This window comes from Stenotrophomonas sp. Steno-C15, assembly GCF_056393265.1.
On the sequence record NZ_JBWJPF010000026.1, the window covers coordinates 22,261 to 44,263 of the forward strand.

General features: G+C 67.8%; 18 protein-coding genes. 7 read left to right on the forward strand and 11 right to left on the reverse strand.

The genetic code is table 11. The annotated features are described in order from the left end of the window. Positions 1 to 71 precede the first annotated feature (71 nt). Both AC06FB_RS16320 and AC06FB_RS16325 read right to left on the reverse strand, forming a co-directional pair. A complete protein-coding gene (locus tag AC06FB_RS16320) occupies positions 72 to 878 on the reverse strand; it encodes an NAD-dependent protein deacetylase (protein ID WP_065174189.1) in 807 nt (268 codons plus the stop codon). Between the two features lie 43 nt (positions 879 to 921). Further along, positions 922 to 1,323, reverse strand: coding sequence for an acyl-CoA thioesterase (locus AC06FB_RS16325; RefSeq protein WP_478053894.1), 402 nt, complete (start codon positions 1,321 to 1,323; stop codon positions 922 to 924). Between the two features lie 91 nt (positions 1,324 to 1,414). On the opposite strand from AC06FB_RS16325, the gene AC06FB_RS16330 reads away from it, so the two are divergent. Beyond that, positions 1,415 to 2,050 (forward strand): LysE family translocator, encoded by a 636-nt coding sequence (locus tag AC06FB_RS16330; RefSeq protein WP_322523068.1) that lies wholly within the window; start codon positions 1,415 to 1,417, stop codon positions 2,048 to 2,050. 144 nt (positions 2,051 to 2,194) lie between these two features. On the opposite strand, the gene AC06FB_RS16335 is transcribed toward AC06FB_RS16330, so the two are convergent. Both AC06FB_RS16335 and AC06FB_RS16340 read right to left on the reverse strand, forming a co-directional pair. Next, a complete protein-coding gene (locus tag AC06FB_RS16335; RefSeq protein ID WP_005420683.1) occupies positions 2,195 to 3,214 on the reverse strand; it encodes a ribonucleotide-diphosphate reductase subunit beta in 1,020 nt (339 codons plus the stop codon). 106 nt (positions 3,215 to 3,320) lie between these two features. Beyond that, a complete protein-coding gene (locus tag AC06FB_RS16340; protein WP_065182038.1) occupies positions 3,321 to 5,723 on the reverse strand; it encodes a ribonucleoside-diphosphate reductase subunit alpha in 2,403 nt (800 codons plus the stop codon). Positions 5,724 to 6,283: 560 nt separating this feature from the next. Here AC06FB_RS16340 and AC06FB_RS16345 point away from each other — a divergent pair. After that, entirely contained in the window at positions 6,284 to 7,093 is an 810-nt protein-coding gene (locus AC06FB_RS16345) for a DUF2884 family protein (RefSeq protein ID WP_065174187.1), read from the forward strand. Between the two features lie 67 nt (positions 7,094 to 7,160). Here AC06FB_RS16345 and zapE read toward each other — a convergent pair whose 3' ends face one another. Both zapE and AC06FB_RS16355 read right to left on the reverse strand, forming a co-directional pair. After that, a complete protein-coding gene (gene zapE / locus AC06FB_RS16350) occupies positions 7,161 to 8,261 on the reverse strand; it encodes a cell division protein ZapE (RefSeq protein ID WP_053518589.1) in 1,101 nt (366 codons plus the stop codon). Further along, entirely contained in the window at positions 8,258 to 8,929 is a 672-nt protein-coding gene (locus AC06FB_RS16355) for an alpha/beta hydrolase (protein WP_053518591.1), read from the reverse strand. Before AC06FB_RS16355 ends, zapE begins: the two co-directional genes overlap by 4 nt. 43 nt (positions 8,930 to 8,972) lie before the next feature. Here AC06FB_RS16355 and AC06FB_RS16360 point away from each other — a divergent pair, with 43 nt between their 5' ends. Continuing rightward, complete coding sequence (locus AC06FB_RS16360; protein ID WP_053518593.1) at positions 8,973 to 9,830, forward strand: EamA family transporter; 858 nt, start codon at positions 8,973 to 8,975, stop codon at positions 9,828 to 9,830. A gap of 137 nt (positions 9,831 to 9,967) precedes the next feature. Here AC06FB_RS16360 and AC06FB_RS16365 read toward each other — a convergent pair whose 3' ends face one another. The 3 genes from AC06FB_RS16365 to AC06FB_RS16375 form a co-directional block, all read right to left on the reverse strand. Beyond that, on the reverse strand, positions 9,968 to 11,413 hold the full coding sequence (locus AC06FB_RS16365; RefSeq protein ID WP_065174184.1) for an ExeM/NucH family extracellular endonuclease: 1,446 nt from the start codon (positions 11,411 to 11,413) through the stop codon (positions 9,968 to 9,970). Positions 11,414 to 11,613: 200 nt separating this feature from the next. Further along, entirely contained in the window at positions 11,614 to 12,132 is a 519-nt protein-coding gene (locus AC06FB_RS16370; RefSeq protein ID WP_053518595.1) for a c-type cytochrome, read from the reverse strand. A gap of 199 nt (positions 12,133 to 12,331) precedes the next feature. Beyond that, positions 12,332 to 12,949 carry a TetR/AcrR family transcriptional regulator gene (locus AC06FB_RS16375; RefSeq protein ID WP_053518597.1) on the reverse strand — a complete coding sequence of 206 codons (618 nt, stop codon included), beginning with the start codon at positions 12,947 to 12,949 and terminating at the stop codon, positions 12,332 to 12,334. Between the two features lie 155 nt (positions 12,950 to 13,104). Here AC06FB_RS16375 and AC06FB_RS16380 point away from each other — a divergent pair, with 155 nt between their 5' ends. The 3 genes from AC06FB_RS16380 to AC06FB_RS16390 are packed head-to-tail and all read left to right on the forward strand — an operon-like array spanning position 13,105 to position 17,897. Further along, positions 13,105 to 14,268: an isovaleryl-CoA dehydrogenase gene (locus AC06FB_RS16380; protein ID WP_053518598.1), complete on the forward strand. Its 1,164-nt coding sequence runs from the start codon at positions 13,105 to 13,107 to the stop codon at positions 14,266 to 14,268. Positions 14,269 to 14,277: 9 nt separating this feature from the next. Next, positions 14,278 to 15,888 (forward strand): carboxyl transferase domain-containing protein, encoded by a 1,611-nt coding sequence (locus AC06FB_RS16385; RefSeq protein ID WP_164151115.1) that lies wholly within the window; start codon positions 14,278 to 14,280, stop codon positions 15,886 to 15,888. Between the two features lie 26 nt (positions 15,889 to 15,914). Then, entirely contained in the window at positions 15,915 to 17,897 is a 1,983-nt protein-coding gene (locus tag AC06FB_RS16390; protein WP_322523066.1) for an acetyl/propionyl/methylcrotonyl-CoA carboxylase subunit alpha, read from the forward strand. Positions 17,898 to 17,903: 6 nt separating this feature from the next. Here the strand turns inward: AC06FB_RS16390 and AC06FB_RS16395 are convergent, their stop codons facing one another. Beyond that, positions 17,904 to 19,073: a putative peptide maturation dehydrogenase gene (locus tag AC06FB_RS16395; RefSeq protein WP_478053895.1), complete on the reverse strand. Its 1,170-nt coding sequence runs from the start codon at positions 19,071 to 19,073 to the stop codon at positions 17,904 to 17,906. A 118-nt stretch (positions 19,074 to 19,191) separates the two neighbouring features. Between AC06FB_RS16395 and AC06FB_RS16400 the strand changes: the two genes are divergently transcribed. Beyond that, positions 19,192 to 19,476 (forward strand): NHLP-related RiPP peptide, encoded by a 285-nt coding sequence (locus AC06FB_RS16400; RefSeq protein WP_053518604.1) that lies wholly within the window; start codon positions 19,192 to 19,194, stop codon positions 19,474 to 19,476. Positions 19,477 to 19,483: 7 nt separating this feature from the next. Here the strand turns inward: AC06FB_RS16400 and AC06FB_RS16405 are convergent, their stop codons facing one another. Further along, positions 19,484 to 22,000 (reverse strand): putative peptide modification system cyclase, encoded by a 2,517-nt coding sequence (locus tag AC06FB_RS16405; protein ID WP_478053896.1) that lies wholly within the window; start codon positions 21,998 to 22,000, stop codon positions 19,484 to 19,486. Positions 22,001 to 22,003 lie beyond the last annotated feature (3 nt).

The following is a 22,003-nucleotide window of genomic DNA, read 5'->3' on the forward strand; positions in this document are numbered from 1 at the left end:
CGGCGAATCAACCATGTGGATGGATCGCTGTTTCGCGGTGGCGCTGCATGCTCGCCGGGCATGGCCTGGCGCTACCCGATGACGAACCCGGCCAGCGCTTCAGCGCAATCGCGCTCGTCCTTGAACTGCAGCAGGTCGTCGGCACGGGTGCGGCCACGGTTCACGGCAGCCACCGGCAATCCGGCCTTTGCTGCGGCCTGCACGAAACGAAAGCCGGAATAGACCATCAGCGAGGACCCCACCACCAGCACGGCATCGGCCTGCTGCAGGTGCTCATGCACTGCCGCCACGCGTTCACGCGGCACGTTCTCGCCGAAGAACACCACGTCCGGCTTCAGCAGGCCGCCACAGGACGGACAGTCGGGCACCACGAAGGAGGAAAAATCGGTCTCCAGATCAGCGTCGCCGTCGGGGGCGATGCCGGCCTCGAGCGTGTCCCAGCCGGGATTGGCGTCCAGCAGGCGCTGCTGGAACGCTTGGCGACCGCTGCGGCGCTCGCAGCCCATGCAGCGCACCAGGTCCAGCCGCCCATGCAGGTCGATCACGTTCCGGCTGCCGGCGCGCTGGTGCAGGCCATCCACGTTCTGGGTCAGCAGCAACTGCACCTTGCCTTGCTTCTCCAGCGCGGCCAGCGCCTGGTGGGTGCCGTTGGGCTGGGCCAGGCCGAAGCGCGGCCAGCCCAGCAGGCTGCGTGCCCAGTAGCGCTGGCGGGTGGCGGCCTCGCCCATGAATGCCTGGTAGGTGACCGGCGGCGTGCGTTTCCATTGGCCATCGGTATCCCGGTAATCGGGGATTCCCGAGGCCGTGCTGCAGCCAGCGCCGGTCAGCACGAACAGGCGCTGGGCGCGGTCGATGAAGTCGGTCAGCGGCGGGGTCATGCCACCCAGATGGGGGCAGCACGGCGCCCCCACAAGCGCCGGCTCAGGGCGCCGGCAGCGGCGGTACCGCGATCGGCTGGCCCGCCTCGTCCAGCGCGATCATCACGAAGTGGCCGCGCGTGCAGAGCCTGCGCTCGCCGCTGTGCAGGTCTTCGGCAATCAGTTCCACCTCGACCCTCATCGAGCTGCGGCCGACCTCGACGATGCGGCCGATCGTTTCCACCATCTGGCCGATGCGGATCGGCAGCTTGAAGTCTACCTGGTCGCTGCGCGCGGTGACCACGGTGCGGCGCGAGTAGCGGGCGGCGGCGAGGAAGGCGGCCTTGTCCATCCACGCCAGCGCCTGGCCACCAAACAGCGTGCCCATATGGTTGGTATGGTTGGGAAAGACGATTTCGGCCATGCGCACTTCGATCGGTGGCACGGTTTCAGGGATCGGGGTCATGGGTAGGGCTTCGGTGTGGGGTGCGGCAATGTTAAGCCAGGCCCCGTACAGGCAGCGCTACACTGCGCCACGCCCACTGCCAGGACTGCCCATGCCCGCGACCTCCGATCTGCTGGCGTTCGCCCTCATCTCGCTGGGCATGGTGCTCACGCCCGGGCCGAACATGATCTACCTGGTCTCGCGCTCGATCTGCCAGGGCCGCCGCGCCGGCCTGGTCTCGCTGGGTGGGGTGGTGCTGGGTTTCGTGTTCTACATGCTGTGCGCGGCGCTGGGCATCACCGCCCTGCTGATGACGGTGCCGTTCGCCTACGACGCGCTGCGCATCGGGGGGGCGTTGTACCTGCTGTACCTGGCCTGGCAGGCGCTCAAACCCGGTGGCCGCTCGCCGTTCGCGGTGCGCGACCTGCCGCAGGACACCCCACGCAGATTGTTTGCGATGGGCTTTCTGACCAATCTGCTGAACCCGAAGATCGCGGTGATGTACCTGTCCCTGCTGCCGCAGTTCCTGCATCCGGACGGACACGGCAGCGTGCTGATGCAGTCGCTGGTCCTGGGTGCTACCCAGATCGTGGTGAGCCTGAGCGTGAACGCGGTGATCGTGGTGCTGGCCGGCAGCATCGCGGCATTTCTCGCCGCGCGCCCGAGCTGGCAGGCGGCACAGCGCTGGCTGATGGGCACGGTCCTGGCCGGGCTGGCGGTGCGCATGGCGGTGGAAGGGCGGCGGTAGCGCCGGGCCATGCCCGGCGAAGGCGCAGCGCGGTCGACGCTGCGCGCAGCCCCGGACGGTACCCGCCGGGCATGGCCCGGCGCTACCCACAAAAAACCCCGGCATCGGCCGGGGTTTTCGCTGCGACAGGCCTGACCGGACGGGTCAGAAGTTCATGTCGAAGGCAACTTCGCCCTGCACGCCGACCTGGTAGGCCGAAACGCGGCGTTCGAAGAAGTTGGTCAGCTCCTGCACGTCCTGCAGTTCCATGAACGGCAGCGGGTTGCGCACGTTGTACTTCTTTTCCATGCCCAGCTTGGCGAAGTGCTGGTCGGCGCAGTGCTGCAGGTACTGGCGCATGTCGCGCGTGGAGATGCCCGCCACGCCGCCGGACAGCACGTCCTCGGCGAACTGCACTTCGCATTCGATCGCTTCGGCCAGCATGTCGTACACCTGCTGCTTCATCTCGTCATCGAACAGGTCCGGCTCTTCCTCGCGGACCACGCGCACCGACTCGAACGCGAACTCCATGTGGGCGCTTTCGTCGCGGAACACCCAGTTGGTGCCCGAGGCCAGGCCCGGCAGCAGGCCGCGCGAACGGAAGTAGTACACGTAGGCGAACGCAGCAAAGAAGAACAGGCCTTCGATGCAGGCGGCGAAGCAGATCTGGTTGAGCAGGAACTGGCGGCGCTGTTCGCGGGTCTCGATGCGGGTCAGGTCCTGGATCGAGTCGATCCACTTGAAGCAGAAATCGGCCTTCTTCTTGATCGAGTCGATGTTCTCCACCGCCGAGAACGCCTTGGCGCGCTCTTCCGGGTCCGGCAGGTAGTTGTCGAGCAGGGTCAGGTAGAACTGCACGTGCAGCGCTTCTTCATACAGCTGGCGCGACAGGTACATGCGCGCTTCCGGCGCATTGAGGTGCTGGTACAGGTTCAGCACCAGGTTGTTGGACACGATCGAATCGCCGGTGGCGAAGAACGCGACCAGGCGATGGATCAGGTGGCGCTCACCCGGCGACATCTTGCTGTGCAGGTCGGTGATGTCGATCTGGAAATTGATCTCTTCCACCGTCCAGGTGTTCTTGATCGCATTCCGGTACATGTCATAGAACTGCGGGTAGCGCATCGGGCGCAACGTCAGTTCAAAACCGGGATCGAGCAGCATCTGCTTGGGCTTGTCGGCCATGGGTGTTTCCTTGTCTTCTCGGGTCAAAACGCCGGGCATGGCCCGGCGCTACCTTGTCATTGCGCAGCCGGGCCGAGCCCGGCTCCATCTACGGCACAGCGCGCGATTACTGGCAGGCCTCGCAGGCTTCCGGGTTCTCCAGCGAGCAGGCGATGGCTTCGTCCGGGCTGAACACCTTGGCCGGGGCCGCGTTGCTGACCGTGGTCTTGGCGATCTTGGTGGCCGGACGCGAGCGCAGGTAGTAGGTGGTCTTGATGCCCTGCTTCCACGCGTACATGTACATGGACGACATCGCGCCGATGTTCGGGCTTTCCATGAACAGGTTGAGCGAGGCCGACTGGTCGATGAAGGCGCCACGCTCGGCGGCCATGTCGATCAGCGAACGCATCGGCAGTTCCCACGCGGTGCGGTAGACCTCACGCAGGGTTTCCGGAATCTGCGTCAGGCCGGCGATGGAACCTTCGGCCAGCTTGATGGCATCGCGCATGTCGGCGGTCCACAGGCCCAGCTTCTTCAGCTCGTTCACCAGGTAGCGGTTGACCTGCAGGAAGTCACCGGACAGGGTTTCGCGCTTGAACAGGTTGGACACCTGCGGCTCGACGCACTCGTAGCAGCCGGCGATGGAGGCGATGGTCGCGGTCGGGGCGATCGCGATCATCAGCGAGTTGCGCAGGCCGTGCTCCTTGATGCGGGCACGCAGGGCATCCCAGCGCGCGGTGTCTTCCGGCACCACGTTCCAGGCGTCGAACTGCAGTTCGCCACTGGCGGCACGGGTGTCGTTGAACGACGGGTGCTTGCCGCGTTCCTGGGCCAGCTCGGTCGAGGTTTCCAGCGCGTGGAAGTAGATCGTCTCGGCGATCTTCTTCGACAGGGCACGGGCTTCGGCGCTGTCGAACGGCAGGCGCTTGCGGAAGAACACGTCCTGCAGGCCCATGCAGCCCAGGCCGACCGGGCGCCAGCGCAGGTTGGCGCGGCGGGCGGTTTCGATCGGGTAGAAGTTCAGGTCGATGACACGGTCGAGCTGGCGCACGGCCAGGCGCACGGTCTCGGCCAGCTTCTCGAAGTCGAACTCGTTGTGCTCGTCGAAGTGGTTGCCCAGGTTGATCGAACCCAGGTTGCACACCGCGGTTTCATCGTTGGAGGTGACCTCCAGGATTTCCGTGCACAGGTTGGACAGGTGGATCACGTTGCCCGGACGCAGGGTCTGGTTGCTGGCGCGGTTGCACTTGTCCTTGAAGGTCATCCAGCCGTTGCCGGTCTCGGCCAGCGTACGCATCATGCGGGCGTACAGCTTGCGGGCGGAGATGGTGCGGTTGGCCTTGCCCTGGGCTTCGGCCTGCAGGTAGGCCTGCTCGAAGGCTTCGCCGAACAGATCGGTGAACTCCGGCACGACGCGCGGATCGAACAGCGACCATTCCTGGTCGGCCTCGACGCGCTTCATGAACAGGTCCGGCACCCAGTTGGCCAGGTTCAGGTTGTGGGTACGGCGGGCTTCGTCACCGGTGTTGTCACGCAGCTCGAGGAAATCCTCGATGTCGGCGTGCCAGGTTTCCAGATATACGCAGGCCGCGCCCTTGCGCTTGCCGCCCTGGTTCACCGCCGCCACGGACGAGTCCATGGTCTTCAGCCACGGCACGATGCCGTTGGAATGGCCGTTGGTGGACTTGATGAGCGAACCACGCGAACGCACGCGGGTGTAGCTGACGCCGATGCCGCCGGAGAACTTCGACAGCTGGGCGATATCGCCGTACTTGGCGTAGATCGACTCCAGCGAGTCCTGCGGCGAATCGAGCAGGAAGCACGAGGACAGCTGCTCGTGGGTGGTGCCGGAGTTGAACAGGGTCGGGCTGGACGGCAGGTAGTCCAGGTTGCCCATGCGCTTGTACAGCGCCAGGGTCTCGGACACGTCCTCGCTCAGCGCGCTGGCGATGCGCAGGAAGAACTGCTGCGGGGTCTCGATCACCTTGCGGGTGTGCGGATGGCGCAGCAGGTAGCGGTCGTACAGGGTACGCAGGCCGAAGTAATCGAAGTTCAGGTCCAGCGAGATGTCGATCGCATCGTTGAGCTTGCGCGCGTTGGTCTGCACGAAGTTCAGCAGGCGGTCGTTGATCAGGCCGACTTCATGGCCACGGCTGACCGACTGCGAGAAGGCATAGATTTCCTGGCCCGACACTTCCTTGGCGATGTAGTTGGCCAGCAGGCGCGCGGCCAGACGGCCGTACTCGGGTTCTTCACCGATCAGCAGGGCGGCGGTGCGGATGGACAGCTCGTCCAGTTCGCGGGTGGTGGCGCCGTTGTACAGGCCGGAAATGGTGCGGGTGGCCACGCGCATCGGATCGACGGCGTGCAGGCCTTCGGAGGAACGCTGCACCGCACGCACGATCTTGTTCAGATCCACCAGTTCGGTCGTGCCATTGCGCTTGGTCACACTCATCGCGTTGGCCGTCGGCGGCGACGTCAACAGGAACTCGCTTTCCTTTTCGATGGTGGCGCTGGTTTCGGTGGTCACGGCGTGTGTCCTCTTGGCGTGATGGGGTGGTTGCAGGTGCATCGGTGGCGCGGCCCAGGACATGACGGCCCAGGATGGCAGCTGGGCGTCGCAGGAGGTGAGACCTGCGCCTGCCGCTGCCGTGACGGTCGCCGACGGGTATCGCTGTGGACGGGGGTGCCGCGTGGCTCCCGCCTCTGCGCCTTCCCCGTTGTCCTTGCGACGTGGGGTCGCTGCGACCGATGGCCACAAGATAGTGGGGGTGGTGGGGTCCGTCAACGCCAAATGTAGTGAAATTCGGCAATCCCTTGCGCCGCAAGGATCGTGCCATCGGCGCCCGGATCGGACGCTTTGGACCTGCCGGAACGGGCCGCGCAGTCAAGACCGGAACGCGTCATTCCGGCGGTACAACGGCGTGCGGAAACAGAACAATGACAGCTTCACATGACAGTAACGGAATGACCAAGGGACAACCCTGTGGATAGAAGGTGGGCAGCCGGTGGACGGCGTGACTTTCGGCCGATGACGGACAGGCCGGAGAGGCGGACGCTGGGCTCTGGCGACTGGAAAAGGAATGTCCAATGGACCTGCGACTGCCTGCCCTGGCAGTGCTGTCGGCGCTGTGCATCATGCCGGCGCAGGCGGCCGACGCGCCGAAGCTGCACGCGGACCAGTGTGGCATCCGCACGGACTATGACGTGCTGGTGGACAGCGGCGGCATCTGGCTGCGACACGGCCCACAGGCGCCGCACGAGGTGGTGTTCCACGATGGTGTGCTGAGCCTGGATGACACGATCGTGCCGGTCAGCGACGCCGATGCCGCCCGCCTGCGCCAGCTGGAGGCCGGCGCGCGCCGGTTGATGCCCGCCGCCACGGCATTGGCGCGCGATGTCAGCCAGCTGAGCTTCGACGCGCTCGATGGCGTCTACGAGAGCCTGACCGGCACCGCCAACAGCCGCAAGGTCAGGCGCCTGCGGCGGCAGGCGGATGACTGGATCGAGGGGACGCTCGGAAAGGGCTACTGGGAACAGGCGACCTTCGGTCCCGGATTCGAGGCGAAGGTGCAGGACATGGCCGAGACGCTGTCCGGCTCGATCGCCCGCAGCGTGCTCTGGCAGGTCTTCACCGGCCGCAGCGACGCCATGGAGGAACGTGCCGAGCGCCTGGATGCCGAGCTGGACCGGCGCCTGGAAGCCGGTGCCCAGCGTGTGGAGGCCAGCGCGATGGCGTTGTGCCCGCTGGTGCGTGCGCTGGCCGATACCCACGATGCGCTGGAAGTGCGTTACCAGGGCCAGCCGCTGCGGCTGCTGGAGCGCAGCGACAACGGCCTGCAGGTGTCGACCGGGCCGGATGAGCGGCCGCAGGGCAACGCACTGGCGCCCAGCCGGTAACGTCGAGCTGCCGCTGCAGCGCCTGCGCGCGGCTGCCCTTCCGGCAGATCGTGCAGCTCCCGGGCCCTCACGCCCGGTGCGGGGTACCCAGGTATTCAGCGCTCTGCATCTCGATCAGGCGCGAGGCGGTGCGCTCGAACGCGCCCTGCAGGCGCTGGCCGGTGTACAGCTCGACCGGCGAGGTGCTGGCGGTGCAGACCAGGTTGACGTGGCGGTCGTACAGTTCGTCGATCAGGTTGACGAAGCGGCGCGCGGCGTCCTCGTTCAGGCGATCGAAGGCGGGAATGCCGCCCAGCAGCACCGTATTGAACTCGTGTGCGATCTCGATGTAGTCCGATGGGCCGCGCGGGCCTTCGCACAGGGCGGCGAAGTCGAACCAGGCGATGCTCTTGCCCCGGCCGCGGACCGGAATCTTGCGGCCTTCGATCTCGATGTTGCCGGCCTTGGCGGGCTGACCACCACTCAGTTCGTTCCAGCGCGTGGCGAGCCAGTCGTCGCTATCGGCGGCCAGCGGCGCGCGGTACACCGGCGAGCGGGTCAGCGCGCGCATCCGGTAATCCTCCGTGCCTTCGGCGTACAGCTCGACGCAGAAGCGCTGCAGCAGGCTGATGGCGGGCAGGAAGCTCTCGCGCTGCAGGCCATTGAGATACAGGTTCTCCACCGCCGTATTGGAGGTGGTGACCAGGGTCACGCCCTCGGCGAACAGGCGTTCGAGCAGGCGCGCCAGCAGCATGGCGTCGCCGATGTCGGTGACGAAGAATTCGTCCAGCACCAGCACGCGCAGGTTGCTGCGCCATTCCTGGGCGATCTTCGCCAACGGGTCGCTCTGGCCCTGGTGCTCGCGCAGGCGCTCGTGGACGCTGCGCATGAAACGATGGAAGTGGGTGCGGTACTTCTGCTTGATCGGCAGCCCGTCGTAGAACAGATCCACCAGGAAGGTCTTGCCGCGGCCGACACCCCCCCAGAAATACAGCCCCTTGACCGGCTCGGGCTTCTTCCAGAACGAGGACAACCGGTCCAGCCAGCCGTCGTCGGCGTTGTCCAGCAGGCCCACGTGGATGCGGTCCAGCTCGGCCAGCGCCGCGTGCTGGGCGGGGTCGTCCTGCCAGTCACCCCGGGCAACCCCGGCCGCATACCGCTGCGACGGGGTCAACTCGACTGCACTCATGCCGCTGCGCCCAGCCAGTGCTTGACGCCGTGGGTCAACGCACCACGCAGGTCGATCAGCTTGCGATGGAAGAAGTGGCTGGTGTCGGGCATCCGCACCAGCTCATGCGGAGCCTGCAGCGCGTCCAGCCACTGATAGACCGCCTGCGGGTCGACGATCTCGTCCTGCTCGCCCTGGATCACCAGCCAGCGGGCCGGTGGCTGCACGCCGTCGAAATCCCAGCGGCCGGCCGGCGGCGCGATCGAGATCAGCGCCTCTGGCTGCAGCGTGGCGGCTGCCTTCAGCGAAACGAACGCACCAAAGCTGAAGCCGGCCAGCCACAGGCGGTCGTCGGGGCGCTGGCTGCGCACCCAGGCGGTCACGGCCTTCAGGTCATCCTGCTCGCCCACGCCGCCATCGAAGGTGCCCGCCGAACCACCGACGCTGCGGAAGTTGAAGCGCACCGTGGCGATGCCCAGCTCGCGCAGGGTGCTGGCGGTCATGGTGACCACCTTGTTGTGCAGGGTGCCGCCCTCGGTGGACAGCGGATGGCAGACGATGGCCACGATCGGCTGCACCGGCACATCGGCCTTGGGCAGGTCGACGACCACTTCCAGCGGGCCGGCCGGGCCGTCCAGTTCGAGGCAGGTGGTTTCGCCAGGGGCGACGGGGAACGAAGGCTTGTGCATGGCACCATGATACCGTCCCCCGCCCCTGCCCTGTGCCCGCCCCATGCTCTACCTGTCTTTGGCCGTGATCTGCAGCGTGCTGGTTTCGGTGTTGTTGAAGGTGGCCGGACGCCGCCAACTGGATGTTGCGCAGATGGTCACCTGGAACTACCTGGTGGCCGCGACCCTGACCGCCGTGGTGCTGCAGCCGCCGCTGGACGCACTGCGCGCGCCGCATGCCCCGTGGCCGTCGCTGCTGGCGCTGGCGGTGGTGCTGCCCTCGATCTTCCTGGTGCTGGGCCGCGCGGTGGCGGTGGCCGGCATCGTCCGCAGCGACGTGGCGCAGCGGCTGTCGCTGCTGCTGTCACTGGCGGCGGCGTTCCTGTTCTTCGGCCAGACCGCCACGCCGTGGAAGCTGGCCGGGCTCGGCCTGGGCCTGCTGGCGATGGTGGCCATCAGCCTGCGCCCGCGCGGCCCGGCGGTGGCGTCCTCGCCGGGTGGCTGGGGCTGGCTGCTGGGCGTGTGGGGCGGCTTCGCGGTGGTGGACGTGCTGCTCAAGCAGGTGGCGCTGTCCGGCACGCCGTCGATGGCGGCGGTGCTGGCCAGCTTCAGCGTGGCCTTCGTACTGATGCTGGCATTGCAGCTGTGGCGGCACTTCAGCGGTCGCAGCCGGCTGGCCTGGCACAACCTCGGCGCGGGTGCGCTGCTGGGCCTGCTCAACGGCGGCAACATCCTGTTCTATGTGCACGCGCACCAGGCGATGCCGGACAGCCCGGCCACGGTGTTCGCCGGCATGAACATCGGTGTGGTGGTGCTGGGCGCGCTGGTGGGCGTGTTTGCCTTTGGCGAACCGACCACGAAGTGGAACCGGGCCGGCCTGGCGCTGGCAGTGCTGGCGATCGGATTGATCGCCTGGGGGTGAGTACGGCCCGAAAGGTCGGATCCCATTCCAACGGAATGGGCTCTGACCCCACGTGCGGCCCACGCGTTCATGGCCCGGCGATGCATCGGGGTCAGAGCCCATTCCGTTGGAATGGGATCCGACCCCGGCGTTGGGCATTACTTGTCGAAGCCCAGCAGCAGCGGGTCGTGGTCGGAACTGCGCCATGGGCCGGGCACATTGCGCCCCTGGTAGCCGCTGGCGTCCTGCTCGTCGGCATTGCTGTGCCATTCGGCGGCGCCCGCCAGGCGGCGGGCCATGGACGGACTCAGCAGGGCGTGGTCGAGGCGGCCGCTGTAGCCGTTGTAGACGTAGCTGTAGGGATGTTCGACCTTGGCCACCTTGAAGGCGTCCTGCCAGCCCAGCGTGTGCAGCGTGCGGATCGGATCCTCCATCGCATAGGCGTTGAAATCGCCCAGCATCACCACATCCTTCACCTTCAGGCGCGCGGCTTCGGCCTGCACCCACTGGTTGAGCTGGCGGGCCGATTCGACGCGCGTCGCATTCCAGCAGCCCTGGCCATCGTTGCGGTCGGCGTCGGCACCGCTGGCGTCGCGGCACCCCTTGGACTTGAAGTGGTTGGCGACCACCATGAACGGCGCGCCCTTGCCCTGGAAAGCCTGTGCCAGCGGTGCGCGGCTGTGCTCGGCAAACGGGCCATCAAGCTTGGTCAACGGCGGGCCCAATGTCTTGAACGCACCGCGCTTGTAGATGATGCCGACGCGGATGGGATTGGTGCCGGGGCCTTCGCCCGGATCGACCGCCACCCATGCGTCGTCCGGCCCGGCGTGCGGCCGGTCATTGAGCGCGGCCAGCAGTTCGGCAATGGCCGACTGCGGTCCGTAGCCATCGTTCTCCAGCTCCATCAGGGCGGCGATGTGGGTATCGAGTGCATTGATGGTGGCGACCAGCTTGGCTACCTGGGCCTTGTGCTCCTCGAGCGTGCGGGCACCGCGCAACGTCGGGAAGCCGCCGCCCTGGCCGTCGCCATTGAAGTAGTTTTCCAGGTTGAACGCCGCGATACGCAGGCTGCCAGGCACCTCCGGCACCGCCGGCCGCTGCAGTGCGGGCAGGCTCAGCGTGCCTTCGACCCGCAGCTGGGGGCGGCCCTGCGCGTCCACGCGGACAGTGCCTTCCACATTGCGCAGCAGCATGCCGGTGCGCAGCACCGGGTTGCCCGGCAGGTAGGCCACGCTGCCCGGATCACGCACGTCGCTGCCATCGTCCAGGACCAGGCGGCGGCGCAGGTTGTCAGCCATCACCTGTTCGATGCCGGCGGTGCCTGGCGCGGCCACTTCGGTCGGCTGCCACAGGCGACCGCCGAAGGCGACCGTCAGCTGGCCGGAGCGTTCCAGAGCGTCGGTGCCGGCCAGGGTCAGCGGCGCAGCGATGCGCACACGCTGGCCGTCCAGCGCGCGCCAGTCGGCCGGCGCGGTGGCCAGTACAACGGTGGAGTTGCGTGGGGTGGACGTCGCCGGGGCCGGCATGGCCTGCGGCTGGGCCTGGGCAAAGGCAGATGCCGGCAGCAGCAGGGACAGGACGAGAACAAGGGAACGGCGGCGCATCGACGGGCAGACTCCACGGAATGGGGGCACAGACTAACCCCGAAATACGAACGCCCGACTGCAGCCCGGCGATCTGCCCAGGTGGGCAAAGCCCCGGGGGCCGTCGACGACGGGATCGCAGCGCCGGGCCCATGCCCGGCAGCCGCCCATGCAGGTGGAGCAGAGGCTGCCGAGGGCAGGCCCGGCGCTGCGGAAAGGCCCTACTTCAGGTTGCCCAGCATCCAGTCCACGGTGGCGTGGATCTGTTCCTCGGTCAGCGCCGGGTTGCCGCCCTTGGGAGGCATGATGCCGCCGTCCGGGCCGGTGTAGCCCTCGATGGCGTGCTTGTAGAGCGTGTCCTTGCCCTGCGTGATGCGCTGGTCCCAGTGCGCGCGGTCCAGGGTCGGCGCCTGGCCCACCCCGGTGGTGTGGCAGGCGGTGCACAGGTTGTCGAAGATGACCTTGCCATCGGTGGTGCCGCCGTAGGCCACCTGCGAGGCGGCCTTGGCCAGCGCGGCCGCCTTGGCCGCCGCCTGCGCGGCTGCACCGGTACTGCCGGCGTACACCGCTCCGGTCGGCGCGATGCGCTGTTCGGTGCGTTTGGCCGCAGTGGGCGACACCTCGGGCGGAATCCGGGTGTGCAGGAAGGCGGCAAGGAAGATCAGACCCAGAGTGATGGCCATCAACAGCGCGATCACCATGGAGAAGCGTTTCAGGAACTCCAGATCGTAATTCCGCACTCTTCGTTACCCCTGGCTGGTAGTCGTTGGACCACGGCTGAGCGACTGCGTGATGGGCCGAGTATAGAACGCGTCCTGCGCGCGACAACAGGCGTCAATGCTGGTGCGGCGCAACATGCCGGGGGCTGGGGTCAGATCCCTTTTGCGCCGCAAAAGGGATCTGACCCCAGCAACACAAGCCACCGGGCATGGCCCGGCGCTACCGATTTACCGGTGCGCCGATGGCACGCAGGCAGAAGCTGCAGATGGCGTCGACCAGCGCATCCTCGTCGCGATGCGCTTCACGGCTGGGCGCGGTCGGGCCGACCATCGCTTCGGTGAAGGCACCGACCAGGCACGCGGCCGCCACATGCGCATCCTGCGCAGGCAGTTCGCCGGCGGCCACGCCTTCCTCCACCAGGCGCAGGAACACATCACCGAAGGCACGGCGGCCGCGCATGCGCTCGGCTTCCACGTCCGGATCGACCGGTTCGACGATGAAGGCGTGGGCCAGCCCCGGACCCGCCAGGGCGCGACGCACGAAGGCGGCGATGGCCAGCCGCAGGCGCTCGCTGGCCGCCTCCGGGCCGCTGGCGATGCGTTCCATGATCGCCACTTCATGGGCCACCGCCGCGTTGAGCACCTCCACGAACAGGTCGGCCTTGGAGGGGAAATGACGGTATATCAGGCCGGTGGAGACCCCCGCCTGGGTTGCCACGGCGGTCACCGGGGCGTTTCGCCAGCCGCCGGTGGCGACCCGTTCACGGGTTGCCAGCAGGATCCGCTCGCGGGCCCCGGCCAGGCGTTCTTCCATCAGTGCAGAGCGTTTGTAGGCCATGTTTTGATTCTGGTTTCAATTTTTGAATTTGTGTTCACTTCTTTCCCGAACCCCGTTACGCTGGGGCCTCGCCCGTGCCGGCGCGGTCCTGGAAACCATTGCCGGCAAGCCCTGGGTGCGTCCATCCCCCACTTTGCCGCCGTGGAGCCGCTGTAATGCACGTGCCATCCCTGAACTTCGATCTCGGTGAAGAGATCGACCTGCTGCGCCAGAGCGTGGCCCATTTTGCCGCCGCCGAGATCGCGCCGCTGGCGGCCGAGGCCGATGCGACCAACCAGTTCCCGCAGGCACTGTGGCCGAAACTGGGCGAACAGGGCCTGCTCGGCCTTACCGTCGAGGAAGAATACGGCGGTACCGGCATGGGCTACCTGGCCCACGTGGTGGCGATGGAAGAGGTCTCGCGCGCCTCCGGCGGCATCGGCCTGTCCTATGGCGCGCACTCCAACCTGTGCGTGAACCAGCTGCGCAAGAACGGCAGCGAGGCGCAGAAGCAGCGCTTCCTGCCCGACCTGTGCAGCGGCGCCAAGGTGGGCGCACTGGCGATGAGCGAACCCGGCGCCGGTTCGGACGTGGTATCGATGAAGCTGCGCGCCGACAAGCGTGGCGATCGCTATGTCCTCAACGGCAACAAGATGTGGATCACCAACGGCCCGGACGCCGATGTGCTGGTGGTCTATGCCAAAACCGACATGGACGCCGGCGCCAGGGGCATCACCGCCTTCCTGGTTGAAAAGGGCATGCCGGGTTTCTCCACCGCGCAGAAGCTGGACAAGCTGGGCATGCGCTCCTCGCCGACCTGCGAGCTGGTGTTCCAGGACTGCGAAATTCCCGAAGAGAACGTGCTCGGCAGCGTCGGCGGTGGCGTGCGCGTGCTGATGTCCGGCCTGGACTACGAGCGCGTGGTGCTGTCCGGCGGCCCGCTGGGGCTGATGGCTGCGGCCATGGACGTGGTGATGCCGTACGTGCACGAACGCCACCAGTTCGGCGAAGCGATCGGCAGCTTCCAGCTGATCCAGGCCAAGATCGCCGACATGTACGTGGGCCTGGGCGCCTGCCGCGCCTACGTGTACGCCGTGGCGCGCGCCTGCGACCAGGGCCGTACCACCCGCCAGGACGCGGCCGGTGCGATCCTGTACGCCGCCGAGAAGGCCACCTGGCTGACCGGGCAGGCGATCCAGATCCTCGGTGGCAACGGCTACATCAACGAGTACCCGACCGGCCGCCTGTGGCGCGACGCCAAGCTGTACGAGATCGGTGCGGGCACGTCGGAGATCCGCCGCATGCTGATCGGCCGTGAATTGTTCCAGCGCACTCTGTAAGGCCACCCCATGACCGTCCTGAACAGCCAGCTGCAACCGGGCAGCGACACGTTTGAAAGCAACCGCGCGGCGATGCAGGCCGTGGTCGACGATCTGCACGCCACCCTCGCCCGCACTGCCTTGGGCGGCAGCGAGGCGGCACGCGCCAAGCACACCGCGCGCGGCAAGCTGCTGGTACGCGACCGCATCGACGCCCTGCTCGATGCCGGCAGCGCATTCCTCGAAATCGCGCCGCTGGCTGCTCATGGCATGTATGACGATGCCGTGCCGGCAGCCGGCGTGGTCGCCGGCATCGGCCGGGTCAGCGGCGTGGAGTGCGTGATCGTGGCCAACGATGCCACGGTCAAGGGCGGCACCTATTACCCGATGACGGTGAAGAAGCACCTGCGTGCACAGGAGATCGCCGAGCAGAACCACCTGCCGTGCATCTATCTGGTCGACTCCGGTGGCGCCTTCCTGCCGCTGCAGGACGAGGTGTTCCCCGATCGCGACCACTTCGGCCGCATCTTCTACAACCAGGCCAACCTGTCCGCGCAGGGCATCCCGCAGATCGCCTGCGTCATGGGCAGCTGCACCGCCGGTGGCGCCTACGTGCCGGCGATGAGCGATGAAACGGTGATCGTGCGCGAGCAGGGCACCATCTTCCTCGGCGGCCCGCCGCTGGTGAAGGCGGCCACCGGTGAAGTGGTGACGGCCGAGGAACTGGGCGGCGCCGACGTGCACACGCGCATTTCCGGTGTGGCCGACCACATGGCCGACAACGACCTGCAGGCGCTGGCACGGGTCCGCGCGATCATCGCCCAGCTGAACTGGCGCAAGCCGGAACCGGCGATGGCGATGCAGCCGCCGGAGGAACCGTTGCTGCCGGCGCACGAACTGTACGGCGTGATCCCGGCCGACACGCGCAAGCCCTACGACGTGCGCGAGGTGATCGCACGCCTGGTCGATGGCTCGCGCTTCGATGAGTTCAAGCCGCGCTATGGCGCCACCCTGGTCACCGGCTTCGCCCATCTGAACGGCTACCCGATCGGCATCATCGCCAACAACGGCATCCTGTTCTCCGAGTCCGCGCTGAAGGGCGCGCACTTCATCGAGCTGTGCACCCAGCGCGGCATCCCGCTGCTGTTCCTGCAGAACATCACCGGCTTCATGGTCGGGCGCAAGTACGAACAGGGCGGTATCGCCAAGGACGGTGCCAAGCTGGTGATGGCGGTCGCCTGCGCGAAGGTGCCCAAGTTCACCGTGGTGATCGGCGGCTCGTTCGGCGCCGGCAACTACGGCATGTGTGGACGGGCCTATTCGCCGAACTTCCTGTGGATGTGGCCCAACGCACGCATCGGCGTGATGGGTGGCGAACAGGCCGCCAGCGTGCTGGCCACGGTACGTCGCGATGGCATCGAAGCCAAGGGCGGGCAATGGCCCGCCGAGGAAGAGGACGCGTTCAAGGCGCCGATCCGCGAGCAGTTCGAGCAGCAGGGCCACCCGTACTACGCCAGCGCGCGCCTGTGGGACGACGGCGTGATCGATCCGGCCGATACCCGCCGGGTATTGGCCCTGGCGCTGTCGGCCAGCCTCAACGCCGCCCCGCAGCAGACGCGCTTCGGCGTGTTCCGCATGTAACCCGCGCCATGACCGAGCCTGTCGCCATGTTCACCAAAGTCCTGATCGCCAACCGTGGCGAAATCGCCTGCCGCGTCATCGCCACGTGCCGCCGCCTCGGCATCGCCACCGTGGCGGTGTATTCCGATGCGGACCGCAATGCCCGCCACGTGCGCCTGGCCGACGAGGCCATCCACATCGGACCGGCCGCCGCACGCGAGAGCTATCTGCGCGGCGAGGCCCTGCTCGACGCCGCACGCCGCAGCGGCGCGCAGGCGATCCATCCCGGATACGGCTTCCTGTCCGAGAACGCCGACTTCGCCGATGCCTGTGCCGCCGCCGGCATCACCTTCATCGGGCCGCCGGCCAGCGCGATCCGCGCGATGGGTGACAAGAGCGCGGCCAAGGCCTTGATGGCCAAAGCCGGCGTGCCGCTGACGCCGGGTTATCACGGTGACCAGCAGGCGCCGGACTTCCTGCGCGCGCAGGCCGATACGATCGGCTATCCGGTGCTGATCAAGGCCAGCGCCGGCGGTGGCGGCAAGGGCATGCGCAAGGTCGAACGCAGCGAGGACTTCATCGATGCGCTGGCCAGCTGCCAGCGCGAGGCCGCCTCGGCGTTCGGCAACGACCACGTGCTGGTCGAGAAGTATGTCGAGCGACCGCGCCATATCGAGATCCAGGTGTTCGGCGACAGCCACGGTGATGCGGTCTACCTGTTCGAGCGTGACTGCTCGGTGCAACGCCGGCACCAGAAAGTGCTGGAAGAGGCCCCGGCACCGGGCATGAGTGCCGAGCGCCGCGCGGCGATGGGCCAGGCGGCGGTCGACGCTGCACGCGCCGTGGGCTACGTCGGCGCGGGCACGGTGGAGTTCATCGCCGGCCCGGACGGTGATTTCTACTTCATGGAAATGAACACCCGGCTGCAGGTCGAGCACCCGGTCACCGAGTTCATCACCGGTACCGACCTGGTGGAATGGCAGCTCCGCGTGGCCTGTGGCCAGCCACTGCCGCTGCGCCAGGACCAGCTGGCCATCCACGGCCACGCGATCGAAGCACGGCTGTACGCCGAAGATGCCGACCGCGGCTTCCTGCCGTCCACCGGTACCCTGCGCCGCCTGCGCCTGCCGGCTGCTTCGGCCAACGTGCGCGTGGATACCGGCGTGGAGGAAGGCGACGCCATCACGCCGTATTACGACCCGATGATCGCCAAGCTGATCGTCTGGGATGTGGACCGCGACAGCGCATTGCGCCGCATGAGCCAGGCGCTGGCTGACTGCCAGGTGGTGGGCGTGACCACCAATGCCGGTTTCCTGCGCCGGCTGGTCCACACCGATTCATTCGCGCACGCCCGGCTGGATACCGCACTGATCGAACGCGAGCAGGCCGCCCTGAGTGCCGTCGGTGACAGCGACGATGCACTGTGGCAGTTGGCCGCGGTCGCCGCGGTTGCCAGCACGGCCGACGCCGGCAGCGACCCGCGCGACCCCCATTCGCCTTGGCGCGCACAGGATGGCTGGCGCCTGGGTGCGCCCGCGCCCCGCGTGCTGCCGCTGCAGCAGGGAGAGCGCCGGCACGTGCTGAAGGTGTGGGCACAGGCCGATGGCTGGCGTGTGCAATGTGATGATGCGGCCCCGCAGTCGGTGCTCGGTCGCCTCGACAGCCAGCACCTGACGGTGCAGCTGGACGGCCGTCGCTGGTCACTGCAGCTGCTGCGCGAGGGTGACCAGCTGTATCTGTTCGGCGCCGATGGCCAGCACCGCTTCACCCTGCACGACCCGGTCGGCGAGTCGGAGCATGCGGTGGCCGATGCAGGCAGCCTGCTGGCGCCGATGCCCGGCAGGATCGTGGCCACGCTGGTCGAGGCCGGTGCCCAGGTCAAGCGCGGCACGCCGCTGGTGGTACTCGAGGCGATGAAGATGGAGCACACCCTGCAGGCACCGGCCGACGGCACAGTGAAGGGTTACCGGGCGAAGGCCGGCGACCAGGTCGGGGACGGCGCGGTGCTGGTCGACTTCGAAGCGACCTGAGCCACGCTACGGCGTGATCCTGGCGGGCCAGACACGGCCCGCCGGGTCCATCTCCGAGGTCTGCATCGTTGCCGCGCGCCAGCCGAAGCCGCATACCGCCAGCGCGCCTTCCGCCATCGGCTGCAGGGCAAGCGCGCGCGCGGCCTCGGCCTCGTTGATGGCCGCCGTGACGAACGCGCCCAGGCCCTGTGCGGTGGCCGCGCTGTAGAACGCCTGCGAGATGTGCCCGGCGTCGAGCATGACCGCACGGTAGGCCTTGGCGTGGTTGCGGTACTTCCAGAAGGTGCGCTCGAAGCGGCACACCAGTACCAGCAGCACGTGGGCATCGGCGAACCAGTGCTGGCCCGCCAGAAGGCGCAGGCGGAACCCTGCGGGATCGTCGGGCTGCACCGGCAGCGGGGCCAGTTCATGCGCGACTGCGTGGTAATGGTAGAGCCCCGGCGCCAGGCCCTGCACGTCGCGCACCATCAGATAGGCTTCCAGCGGATGCAGGCTGCCGGCCGAGGGCACGTTCTTCTTCAGGAACCGCACGTCCGGATCGGTTTCCACCTGTCCCTGCGCCATCAGCACCTGCTGCAGCAGCCGTGCCAGCAACGGCAGCGGCAGCGGGCGGGTCGCGTCGAAGTTCCGGCAGGTGGCACGCGCCTGCAGCAGTTCCTGCATCGGATCATCATCGCAGCGGGGCAGCGCAAGCGCGCCGGGCTGGCGTGGCGGCGCCTCCGGCGGCGGATTGCCGAAGCTGCGGACCAGGTCGCGCGCGGTCACCAGCTGCTGACGCTGCATGTCCGCGCTGCTGTCCACGCCATCCCAGCAGGATTGCTGGTAGTGCAGCGCCGACAGCGGCCACCAGTGGCTGTCGCGCACGCGCTGCTCGGCCGCACAGGCCTCGGCATGGGCCGGATCGTCGCTGACCAGCAGTCCCTGCTGCAGCAGCGCCAGTACGCGGCGGCGGCAGGCCGCATCCTCCGGCATCGGCTGCCAATGCTCGGCGCTGCAGGCCAACAGCCAGGCGCAGCTGTCTGCATCGATCTCGCATGCCGAAGGCAGGTGGGCGGTACGCACCTGCAGCCGCTGCTCGAAGGTCACCCCGGTGCCGCCGGCCATCAGGTCGGCCAATGCAAAGGCCGGGCGTTCGACCGGCTCGACGAACAGTGTCCGGCAACGGCGGAATCTCATCGGCGTGCAATCGAAAGGCCTGCGGGGGCGCCGATCATAGCGCGATGCACGTGCCTGCCATCAACTTCGCACGATCGCCGCCGATACTTCCATTTTCCCAGCCCGTCGGTTGCACGCCATGTCTTCTTCACCGCTTCCCACCCACGTCGTCCAGCAGCTGCTGGAACGCCTGTCCAGCGACGATGACTTCCGCAAGGCTTTCGCCGCTGATCCGGGCCAGGCACTGCTCGATCTGGGCGCCGATGAAGACTGCGTGCGCGCCTGCCATACGCCGCTGGCCACGCTGGGCAGCAAGGCCGAGTTCGCCAAGGCCGCTCCGCGCCTGCGGGAGCTGCTGGACGCGCGTGCCTCGTTCACCGTGCCGTTCCTGTTCGAGGATGGCCTGCCCGGCCTGGATCGATAGACCGGCCTCAGGGCGCGGCCACCGTGCCCTTGTCAGGCATCACTGCGGCGGCGCGGCCTGCCGCCAGCCGCTGCACATCCATCGCGTTCAGCGGCAACAGAGCGTAGTCACCGGTGTCTTCAGCAAATGCCAGGCCGGCGTGGCGCTGCAGCCACGCCGCCTGCCGTGCGACCGCGGCCTGGTCGCCGCGCGCGGTCACCAGATCCAGCTGCAGCACCCGCCACTGGAACAGGTTCGCCGACGGCTGCTGCGCCAGCAGGTCCTGCGCCTGGTCCAGGTTACCCTGGTCGAAGGCCATGCGGGCACGCAGCAGGTTCCAGAGCTCGCGCAGACGCGGATCCGCGTCGCGCTCGGGCAGGGCCTGCAGCGGGTCCCTGCGCTGCATCACCACCGATGCGTGGCCTGCGCGCGCGGCATGATAGGCCGCCGCCAGGGCGATGAATGCATTGCGGCGCGCTGGTGCAGGATGGCGGCGGTCGACCGCGGCCAGCGCCCGGTCCAGCACACGCAGGTATTCCTGCGCCGTCACGTGGTCGCCTTCCTGTTCGCGCCAGGCCAGTGCCTGCAGCGCGTAGATGTCGCACAGCCCACCAACCGTCGTGCACTGGGCAGCCACCTGCCGCATGTCGGTGGCTGCCTCGTGCGCGCGCTCCTGCATGGCCAGTACCGCCGCGCGCAGCATGCGCGTCCCCGGTCCCGATACGGGCATCGCCGCAAAGCCGGCATTGGCGGCCTCGAAATCACCGGCCAGCGCGGCGATCACCGGCTCCATGCCATCGCCATTCCAGCCCGGATGAAGGCGTGCGCCACGCAGCGCCGCTTCGGCTGCGGCGACTTCGCCACGGGCCAGCTGCACCCGCGCCACGAACACCAGCACCAGCGCACGCCGTGAATGCTGGCGGGCCAGCAGCGGCTGCGTTGCGGCCAGGGCACCGTCATAGTCGCCCTGGGTGTACAGGATCTTGGCGTAGTTCATCCAACCGGCCGGGTCGTCCGGGTACAGCTCGGTCAGCAGGCGCCACTTGTCGGCGATGCGCATGGGCGGTGCGCCTGCGAAATCCGCTGCCCACGCGTCCAGGTACAGCTGGTCGCGTGCGGTCAGGTGGGCACGCTGGCTGACCGCCTTGCGGTACAGCGCAGCGGCCTGCTCCAGGTTGCCCTTGGCGTGCTGGATGGTCATCTGCCCCACATAGGCAAAGGCGAATGCGGGATCGAGCCGGGTGGCCTGCTCGTAGAACATCAGTGCGTCGTCGTAGCGGGCGGCCGCCGTGGCATCGACGCCCTTGGCGTAGGCATGCAGGGCATCGAGATTGGCCGTCGCCACGGTGGGCAGCGGTCGCTGATCGCGACCGACATCACGCAACGCTTCGCCCAGGTCGGCGCGCAGCGCCGCCACCACGTGGTCGGTGGAGGTCAGGATCGATTCCAGGCCTCGACCATCGGCGTAGCGCGTATACACGGTCTGCCCGCTGCGCGGATCGACCACTTCGACACTGACCCGCACCTTGCCGTTGAGCTCGAGCACGCTCGGTACCAGCACCGCGCGCGCGCCGTCGCGCAGGGCCACCTCGATGGCCAGGCCTCGGTCCAGCCGTGCCTGTGGCGAGCGCTGCATCAGCTGCAGGGTGTCGCGCACCTTCAACTCGCTGAGGATGTTGACGAAGCGTGACTGACCCAGGCTGATGTACAGCGCCTGCTCCAGGCTGCTGTCCAGCTGCGGATAGGCGGTGGTGTTCTGCACCGCGGCCAGGATCACCCAGTCCCGTTCGGCGAAGGCGATGGCCGGCGCCGGGCGCAGCAGCATCCACAGCAGCACGCCCAGCGTCACCGCCAGCGCGGCCTCGGTGACCACAGCCGCGGGACGCCGCCACAAGGGTAGATCGCGCCATGCCTTCTCGCCCGAGCGCGGTCGACGCAGCGGCGCACTGCCACGCAGGCCGATCTCGAACACATCCTGGCGCTCGGTGATGCCCTTGAAGCGCCAGCGCCCATGGTGCTTCCAGCGCAGCGCCTCGCTGGCCCAGGGCAGCGTGGAGGTAGCGCGCCGTGCCATGTGCTCGGCGGTGGCCGACAGCAACACCTGGCCCGGCCAGGCCAGCTGCATCAGCCGCGCCGCCATCGGCTTGGCCAGGCCCTCCACCTCCACCGGCTTGGCGCCATGGGCCATTGCTTCGGCACTGTTGTTCCACAACAGCACGTCGCCGACATGCAGGCCCGCACGCGCGCGCAGCACGATGCCGCGCTCACGCCCCAGCGCCTCCACCGCAGTCTGGTAGGCCAGGGCAAAACCGACGCCATCGATGGTGCGCTCGAACAGTACGAACAGGCCGTCGGAACGGTCGATCAGCTGCCCGTTCCAGCGCTGCTGCAGACCCAGCACCAGACGGTCATGCTGCTGGAACAGCTCGGCCGCCGCCACATCACCGATCCGCTCAACCAGCTGCAGCGAATCGCACAGGTCGGTGAACAGCAGCGCGCGCAGCTGCTGGTTGTGTGGCGCCGACGTTCCTTTGTCGCCCTTCATCAC

Bases quoted from the DNA above. Each gene is read 5' to 3' on its own strand.
- AC06FB_RS16385 (WP_164151115.1), top strand. From the start codon at position 14,278: ATGACCGTCCTGAACAGCCAGCTGCAACCGGGCAGCGACACGTTTGAA.
- AC06FB_RS16345 (WP_065174187.1), top strand. From the start codon at position 6,284: ATGGACCTGCGACTGCCTGCCCTGGCAGTGCTGTCGGCGCTGTGCATC.
- AC06FB_RS16325 (WP_478053894.1), bottom strand. From the start codon at position 1,323: ATGACCCCGATCCCTGAAACCGTGCCACCGATCGAAGTGCGCATGGCC.
- AC06FB_RS16375 (WP_053518597.1), bottom strand. From the start codon at position 12,949: ATGGCCTACAAACGCTCTGCACTGATGGAAGAACGCCTGGCCGGGGCC.
- zapE (WP_053518589.1), bottom strand. From the start codon at position 8,261: ATGAGTGCAGTCGAGTTGACCCCGTCGCAGCGGTATGCGGCCGGGGTT.
- AC06FB_RS16365 (WP_065174184.1), bottom strand. From the start codon at position 11,413: ATGCGCCGCCGTTCCCTTGTTCTCGTCCTGTCCCTGCTGCTGCCGGCA.
- AC06FB_RS16380 (WP_053518598.1), top strand. From the start codon at position 13,105: ATGCACGTGCCATCCCTGAACTTCGATCTCGGTGAAGAGATCGACCTG.
- AC06FB_RS16335 (WP_005420683.1), bottom strand. From the start codon at position 3,214: ATGGCCGACAAGCCCAAGCAGATGCTGCTCGATCCCGGTTTTGAACTG.
- AC06FB_RS16360 (WP_053518593.1), top strand. From the start codon at position 8,973: ATGCTCTACCTGTCTTTGGCCGTGATCTGCAGCGTGCTGGTTTCGGTG.
- AC06FB_RS16330 (WP_322523068.1), top strand. From the start codon at position 1,415: ATGCCCGCGACCTCCGATCTGCTGGCGTTCGCCCTCATCTCGCTGGGC.
- AC06FB_RS16395 (WP_478053895.1), bottom strand. From the start codon at position 19,073: ATGAGATTCCGCCGTTGCCGGACACTGTTCGTCGAGCCGGTCGAACGC.
- AC06FB_RS16355 (WP_053518591.1), bottom strand. From the start codon at position 8,929: ATGCACAAGCCTTCGTTCCCCGTCGCCCCTGGCGAAACCACCTGCCTC.
- AC06FB_RS16405 (WP_478053896.1), bottom strand. From the start codon at position 22,000: ATGAAGGGCGACAAAGGAACGTCGGCGCCACACAACCAGCAGCTGCGC.
- AC06FB_RS16400 (WP_053518604.1), top strand. From the start codon at position 19,192: ATGTCTTCTTCACCGCTTCCCACCCACGTCGTCCAGCAGCTGCTGGAA.
- AC06FB_RS16390 (WP_322523066.1), top strand. From the start codon at position 15,915: ATGTTCACCAAAGTCCTGATCGCCAACCGTGGCGAAATCGCCTGCCGC.
- AC06FB_RS16320 (WP_065174189.1), bottom strand. From the start codon at position 878: ATGACCCCGCCGCTGACCGACTTCATCGACCGCGCCCAGCGCCTGTTC.